This is a genomic window from Marinococcus luteus, from assembly GCF_034497705.1.
GTDB lineage: Bacteria > Bacillota > Bacilli > Bacillales > Marinococcaceae > Marinococcus > Marinococcus luteus_A.
The window spans coordinates 1-14147 of sequence record NZ_JAXRUV010000001.1; the positions used below are offsets into that span (position 1 = coordinate 1).

Annotated in this window: 16 protein-coding genes and 1 riboswitch; of the genes, 6 read left to right on the forward strand and 10 right to left on the reverse strand. The window is 46.3% G+C overall.

What is annotated here, in order from left to right:
- Positions 1 to 128: 128 nt before the first annotated feature.
- From Q9M42_RS00005 to Q9M42_RS00025, 5 genes are all read right to left on the reverse strand, one after another.
- Positions 129 to 902: a Cof-type HAD-IIB family hydrolase gene (locus Q9M42_RS00005; protein WP_322524495.1), complete on the reverse strand. Its 774-nt coding sequence runs from the start codon at positions 900 to 902 to the stop codon at positions 129 to 131.
- An 81-nt stretch (positions 903 to 983) separates the two neighbouring features.
- Positions 984 to 1868 (reverse strand): YihY/virulence factor BrkB family protein, encoded by an 885-nt coding sequence (locus Q9M42_RS00010; RefSeq protein WP_322524496.1) that lies wholly within the window; start codon positions 1866 to 1868, stop codon positions 984 to 986.
- A gap of 90 nt (positions 1869 to 1958) precedes the next feature.
- Positions 1959 to 3197: a DUF1565 domain-containing protein gene (locus tag Q9M42_RS00015; protein WP_322524497.1), complete on the reverse strand. Its 1239-nt coding sequence runs from the start codon at positions 3195 to 3197 to the stop codon at positions 1959 to 1961.
- 163 nt (positions 3198 to 3360) lie between these two features.
- A complete protein-coding gene (locus Q9M42_RS00020) occupies positions 3361 to 4335 on the reverse strand; it encodes a DUF4003 family protein (protein WP_322524498.1) in 975 nt (324 codons plus the stop codon).
- A gap of 59 nt (positions 4336 to 4394) precedes the next feature.
- A complete protein-coding gene (locus Q9M42_RS00025) occupies positions 4395 to 5690 on the reverse strand; it encodes a globin-coupled sensor protein (protein ID WP_322524499.1) in 1296 nt (431 codons plus the stop codon).
- Between the two features lie 114 nt (positions 5691 to 5804).
- Between Q9M42_RS00025 and Q9M42_RS00030 the strand changes: the two genes are divergently transcribed.
- Complete coding sequence (locus Q9M42_RS00030) at positions 5805 to 6026, forward strand: DUF5683 domain-containing protein (protein ID WP_322524500.1); 222 nt, start codon at positions 5805 to 5807, stop codon at positions 6024 to 6026.
- A gap of 72 nt (positions 6027 to 6098) precedes the next feature.
- Here the strand turns inward: Q9M42_RS00030 and Q9M42_RS00035 are convergent, their stop codons facing one another.
- Both Q9M42_RS00035 and Q9M42_RS00040 read right to left on the reverse strand, forming a co-directional pair.
- Positions 6099 to 6584 carry a macro domain-containing protein gene (locus Q9M42_RS00035; protein WP_322524501.1) on the reverse strand — a complete coding sequence of 162 codons (486 nt, stop codon included), beginning with the start codon at positions 6582 to 6584 and terminating at the stop codon, positions 6099 to 6101.
- An 85-nt stretch (positions 6585 to 6669) separates the two neighbouring features.
- Complete coding sequence (locus Q9M42_RS00040) at positions 6670 to 8022, reverse strand: 5'-deoxyadenosine deaminase (RefSeq protein WP_322524502.1); 1353 nt, start codon at positions 8020 to 8022, stop codon at positions 6670 to 6672.
- Positions 8023 to 8061: 39 nt separating this feature from the next.
- Positions 8062 to 8159: riboswitch (purine riboswitch) on the reverse strand.
- Positions 8160 to 8390: 231 nt separating this feature from the next.
- Here Q9M42_RS00040 and Q9M42_RS00045 point away from each other — a divergent pair.
- A complete protein-coding gene (locus Q9M42_RS00045; RefSeq protein ID WP_322524503.1) occupies positions 8391 to 9281 on the forward strand; it encodes an SDR family oxidoreductase in 891 nt (296 codons plus the stop codon).
- A 73-nt stretch (positions 9282 to 9354) separates the two neighbouring features.
- Positions 9355 to 10182, forward strand: coding sequence for an STAS domain-containing protein (locus Q9M42_RS00050; protein WP_322524504.1), 828 nt, complete (start codon positions 9355 to 9357; stop codon positions 10180 to 10182).
- Between the two features lie 74 nt (positions 10183 to 10256).
- Here the strand turns inward: Q9M42_RS00050 and Q9M42_RS00055 are convergent, their stop codons facing one another.
- Both Q9M42_RS00055 and Q9M42_RS00060 read right to left on the reverse strand, forming a co-directional pair.
- Entirely contained in the window at positions 10257 to 10622 is a 366-nt protein-coding gene (locus Q9M42_RS00055; RefSeq protein ID WP_322524505.1) for an IDEAL domain-containing protein, read from the reverse strand.
- Between the two features lie 102 nt (positions 10623 to 10724).
- Positions 10725 to 11135: an RrF2 family transcriptional regulator gene (locus Q9M42_RS00060; RefSeq protein ID WP_322524506.1), complete on the reverse strand. Its 411-nt coding sequence runs from the start codon at positions 11133 to 11135 to the stop codon at positions 10725 to 10727.
- A 238-nt stretch (positions 11136 to 11373) separates the two neighbouring features.
- On the opposite strand from Q9M42_RS00060, the gene Q9M42_RS00065 reads away from it, so the two are divergent.
- From Q9M42_RS00065 to trhO, 3 genes are all read left to right on the forward strand, one after another.
- Complete coding sequence (locus Q9M42_RS00065) at positions 11374 to 11640, forward strand: hypothetical protein (protein ID WP_322524507.1); 267 nt, start codon at positions 11374 to 11376, stop codon at positions 11638 to 11640.
- Between the two features lie 164 nt (positions 11641 to 11804).
- Complete coding sequence (locus Q9M42_RS00070) at positions 11805 to 12065, forward strand: holin (RefSeq protein ID WP_322524509.1); 261 nt, start codon at positions 11805 to 11807, stop codon at positions 12063 to 12065.
- Between the two features lie 326 nt (positions 12066 to 12391).
- Entirely contained in the window at positions 12392 to 13366 is a 975-nt protein-coding gene (trhO, locus tag Q9M42_RS00075; RefSeq protein ID WP_322524510.1) for an oxygen-dependent tRNA uridine(34) hydroxylase TrhO, read from the forward strand.
- A gap of 46 nt (positions 13367 to 13412) precedes the next feature.
- On the opposite strand, the gene Q9M42_RS00080 is transcribed toward trhO, so the two are convergent.
- Positions 13413 to 14108, reverse strand: a complete 696-nt coding sequence (locus Q9M42_RS00080) for a phosphatase PAP2 family protein (protein ID WP_440972295.1) — start codon at positions 14106 to 14108, stop codon at positions 13413 to 13415.
- Between the last annotated feature and the right edge of the window lie 39 nt (positions 14109 to 14147).

The window sequence follows — 14147 nt, forward strand, 5'->3', positions numbered from 1 at the left end:
CTTTTTCCCTCAATGGCACAAACAAAGGCCTCCGAAAATGAATTTCGGAGGCCTTTGTCTACAATCTGAGCCACCTTTTTTTACAAAGGGGCTTCCTATCATTATTCGCTGTAAATAAATCCGGAACGTTATAGGAGTCCTACTTTTTCCAAACCGCGCGCGATGCCGTCATTTCCCACGTCAGCCGTAATATGGCGGGCGTAGCTTTTAACCTCATCAGGGGCGTTTCCCATGGCAACGCTGTTTGGCACATACTGAAGCATTTCCACATCGTTGTAATTATCCCCAAAGGCATAACAGTTCTCAAGCGCAATGCCGGCTTCAGCGATTAGGTTTTTGATTCCGTTTGCTTTCGACCCTCCAGGAGGAATAACGTCGAGTGAATAAGGGTGCCAGCGCACAAACCGCAGATCCTGCATCTGATCTACATAACGGTCTTCCTCGTCTTCGCGGGCAAACAGAAGGGCCTGATAAATATTGTTCTGTTCGGCAAACGTAGCATCAAATTCTGGATGCTCTACGCCGAGCGTCGTAATGCTGTCATGAATATCATGATGGAATTCAATATTAGCTTTCATGGCATTGCTGCCCATAAATACAATCGGATGCTCTTTTTCAGCAGCGAAGAACTGCAGAGACTGAAGTTTTGCGGTTGGAATAGTGTTTTGGTAAATAGCATTTCCATTATATTTCACAAATTGACCGTTAAACGAAATAAACGTGTGGATATCGAGTTCTTCCCGGAGATCGTCGAACAAATAAGGGGCTCTTCCAGTGGATATCGCGATTTCATGGCCTTTGCTCCGGAGCCTCTGAATAGCATCTCTGGTGGAAGCCGGCAACTGTTTATTTTCATCGTACAGCGTTCCGTCGATATCGAAAAAAATCATTTTTTTACTCATGTATGGGCTCTCCTTTTCTACACTTTTGCTCGTTTAGTATACTACAATCACTCACGTTGTACCAATGCACAGCAAGATAGGTTAATAGTAATCATGAAGCAGAGGAGCGGGATGTTTTCTTTTCCTCTCTCGGTAGATAAGAGCATTAATTTCTCCGCCGGTGACTAGAATCAGTCCCACAAGAAACAGCCACAGCATTAGCACAATGACGCCGCCAAGGCTGCCATACGTGGAGGCATAGTTGGCAAAGTTGTTGACATAAAAGGAAAACCCCAGCGAAATTACCTGCCAGAGTAGTGTAGCTGTCATTGCCCCCGGCAGAACAGACCAAAAGGGCATATTATTGTTTGGTGCAAGATGATAGAGCATGGCGAGAATGACGGAAGTGATCGAAATAGTAATAAGCCAGCGCAGAAGCTGCACAAGAAAAACAGTATCTTCCGGAACATAAATAAATGATTGCACCGCCGATAAAATCAAATTGCCGAAGACGGGCAAAAAGAGCGCGAGAATGACGGAAAGCATTAATCCAAAGGTCAAACCGACAGACAATAGCCGCACCTTGAAAAAGGACCGCGTTTCGATAACATCATAAGCCCCGTTCACCGCCTTGATAAAAGCATTCAGCCCGTTGGAGGCTGTCCATATTGTGCCAATGACCCCAATAGTAAGCAGCCCGTTGCTTGAGCTGTTTATCGTATCTTCAATCGTGTCCTGAAACAGAGAGGCAGCCTCTGCGGGAACGAACTGGTACAAAAGTGATACAGCCCGGTCGGCATCGATATTAAAGTAGGGAAGAAGTGATAGAAACAAAATAAGCAGCGGAAAAATGGATAAAAGGTAATAAAACGCCTGCTGAGCAGCAAGGCCCGCAGCGTTGTCCTTCATTAATTCTGAAAATAAATTTTGAATAAAAGCAGTTATCCTTTTGATACTATCACTCCTTCGGACGGTTCTTTCTATCATTATACAATAGGCTGGAAATAGAAAGAAAAAACCTGTGCACAGCTGCTGCACAGGTTTTGTACATTGGGTCCCCCGCAGCTGTCAGAGCCGCTACTCAGTTTCTTCAGAAGAGGAGGAGGGGGCGTCCTGTTCGATATATTGCTGGAATGTAACGAGATCCCTGAATTCACGCCCCTCCCATTTCCATTCAGCTCTGGAGGAAGAAGGGAAGGAATTATCCTTCAGGGTAACATAGTTACTAATGTCTTCAGTGGCATCAATATAAAATCCGTTGAATGTAGAGCCTTCAAAATCGTTATTGATGACGCTTAAATGTCGTATGGAGGACTGGATACGCAGCTGGGCGGAGTCCCGGCTGCCGTGCGCGTTTTTCCAAGTGTTCTCTGAAAAAGAGACGCGGCTGATTGGACGTTGAGCAGGTCCCTGAACAAGAGCCGTTCCGGCCGACGTTTGGTCCCGCCATACGTTATTTTTGAACGAGAGATCCTCTGTTTCTGCAAAGGAGGTATTACGGATGAATGTCCCAACAGACCCTCCGCTTATAGTGTTATGTGAAAAAGTGATCTCATCGGCCCCCTTGACTGCGACAGCTGGATCGGTACTTCTGTTCGAGGAATTAATAATATTGTTTTTCACAACACCTCCGGAAGGAGCTCGGCCGTTTACTTCTCCGGGCACTGCCTGAAGATCGAGAGATGTTCCGGAAGTTTTCTCAAAGCGGTTATGGGAAACTGTAAACGAAGCTATGTTGCCCTCCAGTGCAAAGCCTGGAGCATGCTTCCATCTTTCGACAGTGTTGCCGCTTATGATTGTATCCTCGTGGATGCTGTCTGCATCTGAACTAGCTATATGGATTGCTGACCCAGGCTCTTCTTCCGCTTTTTGAGACGATAAAAAACGGTTATCGAGTATTTGAAGGGCCCGGGTCTCTCCGGAGGAAGCAATCACAGAGGCCGTATTTTCCTGATGAAAGGTGAATTTTTTAATCGTTATGTATTCGGTGTCTTCTAAAGAGAAAAACGGCTTATCGCTAGCGGTTTTTAAATGAACGTTTTCATTTTCAAACGGACGGACGGTGATGGGAAGCTGTTCTTCACCCTGCTCGCTCACTTTCACATTTTCCTCATAAGTGCCTTCCCGTAAGTAAATAGTATCTCCGGCTTCCGCGGTATCAGCGGCCTTTTGAACAGACTGAAAAGGCGTATCGATAGTACCGTTTTGCTCATCATTTCCTGAAGGGGAAACGAATATTCCCTTATCGCTCTCGCCGGAATCAGCAGAAAAAGGAAGCATGCCGCAGCCGCTTATAAATAGCAAGAAAAAAAGCATTATAATAACAGAATAAAAACGCGGTATCTGAATCCCCTCCCTGTGAAATGATGTGACGTTGAATGTATGTAAATAAGCAGAAACTATCGTAGCACAATTGTAATAATTGCAACAGTTATAAATTGGAAGAAGACGCACGGGTAGTGTGCGCCTTCAGTTTGTTTTAAAGGGTTATCGCTGCTGAAGCAGAAGTTGAGGAATTCAGTGCCTGTAGAGCGACAGCCCGCTGCGCGTCGATTAATGCTGAAGGCAGACTGCCGACTTGCGGAGAAGCGCGATGAGCCACAGCAATCTGTATGGAGATATGAACCGCAAAATGCTGAAACCGCCGGAAGTCACTCTGCTCAGCCAGCATGGTATGAACGCTGCGGGCGTCATCAATAATGGAAGAAAAAGAAGCTGTAAATCCGAGCACTCCGAGGAGCGAGTAATAGAACGGACGTACGTGCCACTGTCCGGACTGCCAATAGCCAAGGATGTCGTCGAAACGTTCAAAGTATGCAGTTTCGTTTATACTTTCGAGATTCAGGGCAGCTAAAAAGGAAAGGTGCTGAAGTTGAGTTCCTTTTTTAAAGTCCCGCTCGAGCAGCTGGTGATGGGTGCTGTTCATATGCTCAATCATCTGTTCCTTGTTTCCGGGAAACTGATGAATATAAAGCGTGTGCAGAGGATAATAATCCGCACTAGTTAAATCCGGAAAGGATTCCTGCAGAAACTCGTACCAGGCAGTAAACGCCGGTACAGCAGAAAAGTCGTCCCGAAAGAAGGTGTAATATGATAAAGCGGCAGCGTACGTAGAGGTGCCGCGCCCCCAAGGTCCCTGAACCAACTGGCTGTATAGCTGCTTAAAACCGGTCCAGCTGTCTTCGGGGTTCTCAGCCAAACAGTCAAGCATACCAGCGATTGGAAAGCGCTGGTGAGACCGCAGCGGTGAAAACCAGCTGTTGTTCTTTTTAATCGTCTGCTGGAAACGGTCAAACCGCTCAATGTCAAACGACTTGTGGTGCAGGGAATACATCGATGCCATCAGCATGAACATACGGGCGTCCGAATGATGCCACGGATATTTTTTCTTTAACGCCTCATAGGTGTTCAAATACTGCTTTGTAATATCTGTAAGCTGTTCCTGAGTTTCCATCTGAGGGCCTCCTTTTCTCTGGCTATAGTGTAAGTATAGCATGAGACAAGGGGGGCTGATTATTCCTGGGTTAAATCATGGAGTGAGGAGACAGAGCTGCCTACCCGGGAAATGGCCTGTTCGACTTCACGCAGCTCCTGAATAAGTGAATGAACTTCTGTCTCAGTTTCATTGCTCTGCTTTCGGCTTTTTGCCATTTCCTGCACAATCCCGTCAAACATGCTGTTAATTTCATGGACCCGTTTTGTGCCATCACTAATCTGATTGTCCGCATTCTCAATGTGATTGCTCACAAGCTGGATCTGGTCATTTGTTTTCCGGACAAGTTCAGATACGGTGTCTACCGACTTTTTTGTTTCACCGGAAAGCTTACGGACTTCTGTGGCTACTACTGCGAATCCGCGGCCGTGCTCGCCGGCCCGGGCAGATTCAATGGAAGCATTCAGGGCCAAAAGATTCGTCTGCTCAGCAATCCCTGTGACGATGTTTGTGATATCATCAATTTTAGCGGCAATTGCTTTAAGTTCCCCTGTTTCCGTGCGCATAAAATCCATGAGCTCCTGGAGGCTTTTCATATGCTTTCCGTGCTGTTCGAGTTCGTGCTTGCCTTCCTCGGACTGGGAAGCGGCCCCGGAGCTGCTTTGAACATTTTCTTTTGAAATGGTAACGACCCTATTGGACGTCGCAGTAAGCGAAGCCAATGAGTTGTTTGTCTGGTTAAAAACCTCGCGGAGCGAGCAGGTGGTAACAGAAATTTGCTCATGCAGGTGATCCTTCACAGCCTGTTGTTCTTTGTGAAGCGTAAGGTGGGCCTCCTCGTAGGCTTCAAGCACAAGCTGCTGTTCGAGGTTAATGATTTTCGTAACTGCAAGAACCGCTGGAAGAAAATCAGCCCGGCTGGTAAGGTGCTGGTCGACAAAATGAAGGATGGACTGCTCCATGTCTTGAAACGAGGACATATACCATTTTGGCAGAAGGCCAATATGTAAATGAACCTGGGCAATCTTCAGCCTCTTTTGAATAAAAGTATCCTCTATCGTCCCTTGAAACATTTCCTGCACGTGGACAGCAAGCGTCCGACTCAGCCGTTCGACCGAGCTGTGCTTTTCAATGATAGCGCGCAGGCTTGGTTCATTCTTAAGGTTGCGGTAAAAGGCATCAACAATAGCTTCAATGTTTTCAGCAATGACCGGCTGAAGTGCGGATAGTATATAGAGGTCATTGTCGGTTAGATGAATCAGCTGTAGCTGACGGTGCAGATCGCTCCCGGGGGAAAGCCTGACCCGGCTGCCGGAATGGACGTCCCCTGGAAATTGTGAAGCTGGTGCAGATGATGATTTTGCTGAAAACAGCATATTAATAGCCTCCCGATGCAATAAAAGTATGGGTGATACAGTATTTCTTATATCGGCTGAAGAACTATTAATATTCATGAAGAATTAAAAATTTTTAGGAAGCAGGGATAGAATATGAGAAACAAAAAGATGTGGATAGCGGGGCTGTTGTCGCTTATCATTCCAGGGGCGGGACAGGTGTATGTAAAAAAATATCTCTGGGCGGTGTTGTTTTTTGTGCTGTACGTAAGTCTACTCGTTACGGTGTACGTGCCCTCCATTTTCGTGGCTGCCATTGCTGTCGTCCATGCAGTGCAGACTGCAGGCCGGCAGGAAGCAGAAAATACGGGGGAATAAAGGACAGGGAGCAGGTTTGAAAAAATTATTTGAAAGGCCCCGGGGTAAAAACCCCGGGGCCTTGTATCTATGCTATTCGGCTTGGAGCGCCTGAATGAACGTTTCGTCCATATCGACAGCGATAAATTGAATTTCCCGTATGTTGTGCAGCAGCTCCCGGTAGTAAATCGCGACGGTCTCGGGGTCAAGGCCGCCGGTGGCGGTGCCAAGCGCCGGGAGGGCGACCCGGTAGATGTGATGCTCCTGGCAGTAACGTATTAACGATTGCAGACAGGAATAAACCACGTCGTAGTTCGACTTTTCCTCCGGGGCTTCCATCGTCACTAAATGAAGGACGGCTTCATACGGTAGACTGGCAGCCGTGGTCGTGTAAAGCTCGCCACGCTTCGGTCCGTGCTTTTTGCAGTAGGCTTCTGCTTCCTGTTCAATAGTCTCTCCGCCAGCTTTTTTGATGGCAGCGGCAACGCCGCCGCCCATCGACCCCTGTCCGTTTGCAGCATTGCAAATATAATCGACATTGGTGACAGTGGTAATATCTCCTCGTTTTGCACTAAGCATATCTTCTCTTCCTTTCCTTCTGCGCTATTATTCCGTCATCAGCATATCAGAATTTCCAGCCGGCAGGGAGGAGATTGCTCATAATTTATGCAAAAGAATTAGACATATACCGGGAAGCCCGATGGAATAACTGCTTTGCTTCTTTGTTCGCATCACTAAGCACGTGGTTCTTATTCATGGTCTGCATATTGTGGTCTTCCATTACAATCCGGCCGTTTACGATGGTGGTTTCCACCTGGTCTTTGGAAGCAGCATACACAATACGGGAATATGGATCTGCTCCTTCGCTCGGATATGTATGAAAATCATAAAGGTTGAGGATAGACAAATCCGCTTTTTTGCCAATTTCGATACTGCCAATTTCCTGGTCAAGACCGACCGCTTTCGCCCCTTCGATGGTTGCCATGCGAAGAACCTGTCTGGCATTCATGGCGGTCGGACCATAGGAGGGTTTATGAATAAGGGCGGCCATCCTCATTTCCTGAAACATGTCGAGCGTGTTGTTGCACGGGGCTCCGTCGGCGCCGAGACTGACATTGTGGTGGTGGTCAAGCAGGTCCGGAATCTCCGCGAATCCGGAAGCAAGCTTCATATTGGAGCTTGGGCAGTGGCTAATATGGGCTCCCTTTTGTTTAATAATCTGCTTTTCATGGTCATCGAGCCAGACACAGTGGGCGAGAATAAGGCGCGGGTGTACAAGGCCAAGGTGATCGAGATATGTTACGTTGCGCATACCGGTATCAGCTTCAACAATTTCTATTTCTCCCTGGCTTTCTGAAGCGTGTGTATGCACATACGCTCCGTAATGAGTAGATAGCCGGGAAACTTCGCGCAGCAGTGGTTCAGAGCAGGAGACAACAAACCGGGGTGAAAATGCGTATCGTATTCTATCATTATCCCGACCGTTCCATTTTTCATACAAATCGGCGCTTTCCTGCACGGACTGGCTCGTGGTTTCAAGCAGGGGAGCAGGCAGTTCATCGCCCTTATCCATCATAACTTTGCCGGATAGAGCCCGGATGCCGGAAGCTTCTATGGCTTCGAAGGCAGCGTTTGTATGGTGGACTGTTTCCATGTCGACGATCGTTGTCGTGCCGCTCCGGATCAATTCGCCGATGCCGAGCATCGCTGAGGCATAGATAGAATCGGGAGTGTGGGCAGCTTCCATTGGCCATATGCGTTCCTTCAGCCAATCCATCAGCTCAAGGTCATCCGCCTGACTGCGAAACAGTGCCTGGCAAAGGTGAATATGGGTATGGATAAAGCCTGGAAGCACAGTTCGCCCCTGGGCTTCAATCACTTTTTCACCCGGATGAGGAGTTAAAGAAGGTCGGATTTCTTTAATGTATTCATTTTCAATTCGTATATCTCCGTGCACAATGTCATTGTTTTCGTTCATCGTCATGATTTCAGCCTGCCGTATTAAGATCGTGGTCATTGTAAACACTCCTTTGTATGCATAAAAAAACGAAGAACGCCCGCAAAAGGCGTTCTTCGTAGTTGGAAATTACGGTTTCCAGTAGAAACGTTCAACCCAATTGTTGAATATATACGAAGGGTAAGTGGTAATACCTGCATCGTACCGGGGAATGAAAAAAACTTCAATAGAGTTGGAAGATAATATGACAAAAGATTTACTGGGCAGTGTACGAGTTTGACTTGCTAGCTTCTATTTCTTTTACGAATGTTCCTGTTTATTTCAAATAGAAAAAGATTAATTTTCAGAAAATATACAGTGCAAAGAGTGAACAATAGCAGCAATGGGTATAGGAAAAGCAACAAAACTATTCCAGAGGAGAATAAATTATGGAGAAAACAGCCATCATTACCGGAGCAAACACCGGAATGGGATTCGAAACAGCGAAACAGCTTGCCGTGAAAGGATTTAATGTCATCATGGCCGTGCGGGACGAAAAGCGCGGAGGAGAAGCGATGAGGCAGATAAAGGCCAGCACCGGAGCTTCACGTGTGCGGGTGATGCGCTGTGATCTGTCCTCTCTTCAGGATATACATACCTTTGTGCGTCAACTCGAACAGATCGTCCCCTGTGTGGACGTACTGGTTAACAATGCCGGCGTGGTATCACTGAAAAGAGAGCTTACCGAAGATGGTTTTGAAAGCATGATCGGCGTGAATCATCTGGGGCACTTCGCCCTGACACTGCAGCTTCTGCCTCTTCTTGAATGTTCGGCAGAAGAGTCACGGGTCGTGAACGTTTCTTCAGGAGCTCACAAATACGGAAATATTCATTTTCCGGATCCTCATTTAACCAGGGGATATGGCACATGGAAAGGGTACGCCCAGTCAAAGCTGGCGAACGTTTTGTTTACATACGCCCTTGCTTCTCGTCTCGAAGGAACAGATATTCGCGTTAATGCCCTGCATCCAGGCGGGGTAAGTACTATGCTTGGAGTGGACCGGTCTACAGGCTTTGGGCGCCGTATTCATCAGGCTATCCGGCCGATGCTTCGCACAGCTGCAGAGGGTGCGGAAACATCGGTGTATCTTGCCGCTTCCCGTGAAGTGGAGGGCGTGCACGGCCGATACTTTATTGATTCTTTTGAAGAAGATACGGCTCCTCATGCCCGTGACAGAGAGCTTCAGGAAAAGGTATGGGAATGGAGCATGGACCAGACGAATGTGGAACGACTGCTTGAGGCGGAGTGGATTAATAGATTAAAGCGCGAAAATCAGTAAGACAGCTTTATTTTTTTGATTATGTATTTTAAAATATATTAAATATAGGAAATAGCAGAAAGGATTATTGGCGTTGAATAAACAACTGTACGAGTTCATGCTAAACCATGCCGAAGAGATCGTGACTACATGGATGGAAGATATTGAAGCACAATCGGAAGGTATCTACCCGAACGATACCGATCGAAGAGAGGCCTTCCGGGGAAGACTCAAAGGATTCATTCAGGAAACGGCAAAGGCAGTAATAGGAGAAGAACCATTACTTACTGATTGGGCTCAGCTTACGGCGATGGACGGGCTTGAAAACCAGGGGCCGAGGTTTTACTCGGTAGAGTTTTTCAGGGTCGGGCGTGTCGACCTTTGGAATCGTCTGTCCACCTATTTTAAAGAAAGGGAGGACGAGATTTCCCCGCTGCAGGTGGCCGAGTGGGCCGAGAAGATTCAGTCGGTGTTTGAAAAGGGACTGGAGCTTGTGAACCAATACTACTATCAGATGAACGAAGCCCAGCTGGAGGCGCAGCAGCAGATGATGGTGGAACTGAGTGTGCCGATCATTAAATTAATAGGTGATATTGGTGTCCTCCCGCTTGTCGGAGATATTGATACGCATCGGGCGAAGATGATTGAAGATGTGACCCTTTCAGAGGTGGCAAAGCTTGAACTCGATGTACTGATTATTGATATGTCCGGAGTGCCGATCATCGATACAATGGTGGCTCAGCAGCTGTTTAACCTGCATCACGGGCTGAGTTTAATCGGCACGGAAATCATCATTACCGGCATCCGTCCGGAAATTGCAGAAACGGCCGTTCGGCTTGGGATTGATTTCAGTAAAGTAAAAACCTTTGCTCATCTGCAGCAGGCCCTCGAACAGAAGATGAATATTCAAATTAAGGAATAACAAGTATATAGATGCAAAATAGCCCTTTGCAGTAAATCTGCAAAGGGCTATTGTAGTAAATATGCCGGAATTTCCTAGTACTCGCTGTAATTCGACAGCGCGTAGGAGGAATCGTTGGATGACCGGACATTTCCTTTATTATTCAATTCGGCAGTGAGTTCGAGAAACCATTGTTTATCATTGGTGACCAATGCAAGATCAATCAAGTCATACAATTCATCTTCTGAAACAGGCTGCACGGTATTCAATTTACTTACTTTATGGAGCAGCAGTTCAGCTGATTTTTCCATTATATCCTGATTATCAGAGGAGATGACTTTTACTTTAATTGTTTGGTAAGATTCTTCAATTGCTTCTACATAGCCTACAACCAATTCACCATAAATGGTGGTTCCTCGAACCCAATCTCCTACCGAAATAATATCGTTTGTTGGTAACATTCGCGTAACCTCCTAAGGATTACCTATTAATTAATAGTGTTGTAATCTGAATTATCTATAACTATACATTTCCCTGTTTTTGATTGCAAAAACATTGCTCAGTTAATTTGTGATACATTTTTTCAGCATGTCGGCAATAGTAAACTGATCAAGGTGTTCTCCAAAAACGTGTTCGCCCTCAGAAAAAACACTGCCCAGCACATGTTTCATGTTAGCCCCAACGGAGCAATCGGGGTTTTCATCCGGGCACCGGGGCTGCAGAGTGCCTTTGGATGTGACCTGGTATACATCCCACAATGTGATGGACTCTGGAAGGTGGGAAAGGACAAAGCCTCCGCCGGCGCCTTCCTTGGACTGAATCAAATCATGCTGCTTCAGCAGGCTTAACACCTTGCGGATCCGCACCGGATGCACAGAGGCACTTTCAGCAATGAAAGAGCTTGAGGCAGCTTTCTCCGGCTGGTGGGCGAGCAGCGTCAAGCTGTGTACAGCTAAAGAAAAGTGGCTGTTCATACGTATCTCTCCGGGTAAAAAGAATTGTTAATGTTTATACTGTAATTATAAATATTACAGTTTTGTTTGTCAACTTTTGATGCCTTCGGAAAATAGACGGAAGCTGCTCGACACGGAGAAATATTATCACAGTTCTGGCCAACTCGTTATGATTCATAAGCCTTTTCGTGTTATAATATACTTCTATTCATGTATTGTACTTTTCCGTGTCATTGATCCTATGAAAAGGAGTGAAGACATGAAAACATTTGAAGAGGTGGTCCGTACTTTAGCGGACATTGAAATGCAGTCTGTTGCTCAAACGAGATCAAGACACGAATTCCAGAACGAGCGCGAATACTATTCCCATTTTCTCCGTAATAAAGATCTTTCTTTTTATTTGGAAACTGTCGAAGAGATGTTTCCATTAGAGGCAAAGAAATACGGAGCAGAGGAAATTGTTCGTGGCATGGCTGAATATATCGAAGCAGGTGCCATGCCTGCGCAGGAACCGCTGACTGAATAAAGGGGAAGCGGAAGACAAAAAGCCAAATTAAATAGTATATACAAAGGGGCCGGTGGTACCGGGCCTTTTTTATTTTTTGTAAATTCAACTTAAAAAGACGGTTTAAAAACAGAGGCATACATGCCTTTTGCAGGGAGAATAAAAACAAAGGGGAGGCGGAGAAAATGGAAGTCAGTCCGGAATTTCTTCTGTACATGTCATTCATCGGTACGGCAAGTACGGCACTGATGCAGCTGTTAAAGCAGGCGCTCCCGCTGCCGAAAAAGTATATCCCCCTTCTCACGCTCGGGATCGGGGCCGCCCTGGCACTTGTTCCTTTTCCGTACACGAATGCTGTGCTGGCAGAACGGGTATGGGCAGGAGTGCTTGCTGGACTGGGAGGCGCCGGGATTTTTGAAAATGTGCAGAAAAGCAGAAAACAGTAAAATATTCTACTGAAAACTGAATGAGGACACAGATAGAAAAGGAAAAAAACCGATTCTCTCCTCTTGTTCAGAAAACTTTTTCATTTGCGGGGACAGGAAAATTTTTATATAATATGTCTGCGCACAACAAGAATCCCCCGCTTGCAGCAGGGGATTTTTATTGAGGCTTTGTTTTACGTTTTTAAATTACGTGGGCGCTGTGTGGGCGTTTTTCATAAAAATTTAAAGAAGTAGGAAACAAAATCCTTGTGTGACAAGGCTTCCTGATTGCAAGACAGGGAGTCAGGAATGTATCTTGCAAATATATTCCGGATAGGTGAGAACAAATGACAGAAGAAAATCAATCGTACCGGGTGTTATTGTATTACAATTACACGTACGTGGAAGACCCTGAGACCTTTGCTGCAGAGCATCTGGATTTCTGCAAGGAGCTTGGTCTGAAGGGACGGATTATTGTTGCAGAGGAAGGCATCAATGGTACTGTTTCCGGCACTGTAGAACAGACGGAGGCATACATGCAGGAGCTGACAGGCGATGAGCGGTTTAAAGATACCGAATTCAAGGTGGACGATGCCAATGGGCACGCATTCAAAAAAATGCACGTACGTCCGCGTTCAGAGCTGGTCTCACTGTATCTTGAAGATGACATTAATCCAAATGAACAGACTGGGGAACATCTGAGCCCGAAAGAGTTTTACGAAGCACTTCAAAGCGATGAAACTATCGTTCTTGATGCCCGGAATGACTATGAATATGACCTTGGGCATTTCCGGGGAGCGATCCGTCCGGACATTAATGCCTTCCGGGAGCTGCCGGACTGGGTCAGGGAAAACCGGGAACAGCTTGAAGGTAAAAAAATATTAACCTATTGTACCGGCGGTATCCGCTGTGAGAAGTTTTCCGGATTTTTGAAAGAAGAAGGGTTTGACGATGTGGCACAGCTGCATGGCGGCATCATTTCCTACGGTAAGGATCCTGAAGTAAAAGGGGAGCTGTGGGACGGAAAGTGCTATGTGTTTGACCAGCGTATCAGTGTGCCAATCAATCAGGTCGAGCATCGCGTAATCGGAAGGGACCACTTTGACGGGGAACCGTGTGAACGATACGTTAACTGTGCAGATCCTGACTGCAACAATCAAATTATCTGCTCCGAGGAAAATGAGCATAAATATATGAGAAGCTGCACAACGGAATGCATGACTCATCCAAGAAACCGGTATATGGAAGAGCATGGGTTGACGGCAAAAGACGTGCAGGAAAAAATCGAAGCGAGAAAAGCAGAACAGATGCAAAACGCATAAATGGATAATAAATGAAGCCTCCGGCCTGTTGGGCCGGAGGCTTCATTTAGGTTTGTCTGCGGTATTTGTTCCAAAGTGTAAGCTCCAGGGCGATGATGCAGATGAGCAGCCAAAATAAGCCCACTGAAACGCCTGCGAGCACATCTGTAAAATAATGAACGTCTAAGAACATACGGCTGACAGCGACAAGCATAGCAGCGAGCGACAGCAATGCTCCGAATACCCACTTCCATACAGTTGCCATTGTACTTCGGATAACCAGATAGGCAAGAAAGCCGTAAAAAGTAATGGCTCCAGTAGCGTGGCCACTCGGGAAGCTGTATCCGGTCCCGTCATAGGCTGCGAGCACTTCCGGGCGCTGCCGGGAGAAAAAGTTTTTTAAAACAGTGGTGATGATGCTGATGCCGATCATATTTAAGGTAAAATAAACAGCAGTCCATCTGCTGAAAGGTGAAAAAAACAACAGATAGATTGTGGTAATTGCGGCACCGATTGTCAGCCAGGTTACCGATCCCGCCTCCGTAATCAATCCCATCATAGACTGCAGGATATCAGCGTTGAGCGCTGATACAATATCTTGAGCTGTTTGATCGATTTTAAAAGTTTCCTGTTCGAGTACCTCTTCACCCATCTCCAAAAATAGAAAAGCTGTCGTAAACAGCGTGAGCAGGCCGGCAATGATAAGTATCCAGGAACTTTTTGGAACGTCGGACAGTTGAAGACTCTTGAAAGACAATGACATTTGCTCCCTTAGTTTATTTTCAAATCTATTCCCTTGAGG

Excerpts from the sequence above, each read along its gene's own strand:
- trhO (WP_322524510.1), top strand. The coding sequence starts at position 12,392 with ATGACAGAAGAAAATCAATCGTACCGGGTGTTATTGTATTACAATTAC.
- Q9M42_RS00025 (WP_322524499.1), bottom strand. The coding sequence starts at position 5,690 with ATGCTGTTTTCAGCAAAATCATCATCTGCACCAGCTTCACAATTTCCA.
- Q9M42_RS00035 (WP_322524501.1), bottom strand. The coding sequence starts at position 6,584 with ATGCTTAGTGCAAAACGAGGAGATATTACCACTGTCACCAATGTCGAT.
- Q9M42_RS00055 (WP_322524505.1), bottom strand. The coding sequence starts at position 10,622 with ATGTTACCAACAAACGATATTATTTCGGTAGGAGATTGGGTTCGAGGA.
- Q9M42_RS00030 (WP_322524500.1), top strand. The coding sequence starts at position 5,805 with ATGAGAAACAAAAAGATGTGGATAGCGGGGCTGTTGTCGCTTATCATT.
- Q9M42_RS00070 (WP_322524509.1), top strand. The coding sequence starts at position 11,805 with ATGGAAGTCAGTCCGGAATTTCTTCTGTACATGTCATTCATCGGTACG.
- Q9M42_RS00020 (WP_322524498.1), bottom strand. The coding sequence starts at position 4,335 with ATGGAAACTCAGGAACAGCTTACAGATATTACAAAGCAGTATTTGAAC.
- Q9M42_RS00010 (WP_322524496.1), bottom strand. The coding sequence starts at position 1,868 with ATGATAGAAAGAACCGTCCGAAGGAGTGATAGTATCAAAAGGATAACT.
- Q9M42_RS00040 (WP_322524502.1), bottom strand. The coding sequence starts at position 8,022 with ATGACCACGATCTTAATACGGCAGGCTGAAATCATGACGATGAACGAA.
- Q9M42_RS00005 (WP_322524495.1), bottom strand. The coding sequence starts at position 902 with ATGAGTAAAAAAATGATTTTTTTCGATATCGACGGAACGCTGTACGAT.
- Q9M42_RS00060 (WP_322524506.1), bottom strand. The coding sequence starts at position 11,135 with ATGAACAGCCACTTTTCTTTAGCTGTACACAGCTTGACGCTGCTCGCC.
- Q9M42_RS00065 (WP_322524507.1), top strand. The coding sequence starts at position 11,374 with ATGAAAACATTTGAAGAGGTGGTCCGTACTTTAGCGGACATTGAAATG.
- Q9M42_RS00080 (WP_440972295.1), bottom strand. The coding sequence starts at position 14,108 with ATGTCATTGTCTTTCAAGAGTCTTCAACTGTCCGACGTTCCAAAAAGT.
- Q9M42_RS00045 (WP_322524503.1), top strand. The coding sequence starts at position 8,391 with ATGGAGAAAACAGCCATCATTACCGGAGCAAACACCGGAATGGGATTC.
- Q9M42_RS00015 (WP_322524497.1), bottom strand. The coding sequence starts at position 3,197 with ATGCTTTTTTTCTTGCTATTTATAAGCGGCTGCGGCATGCTTCCTTTT.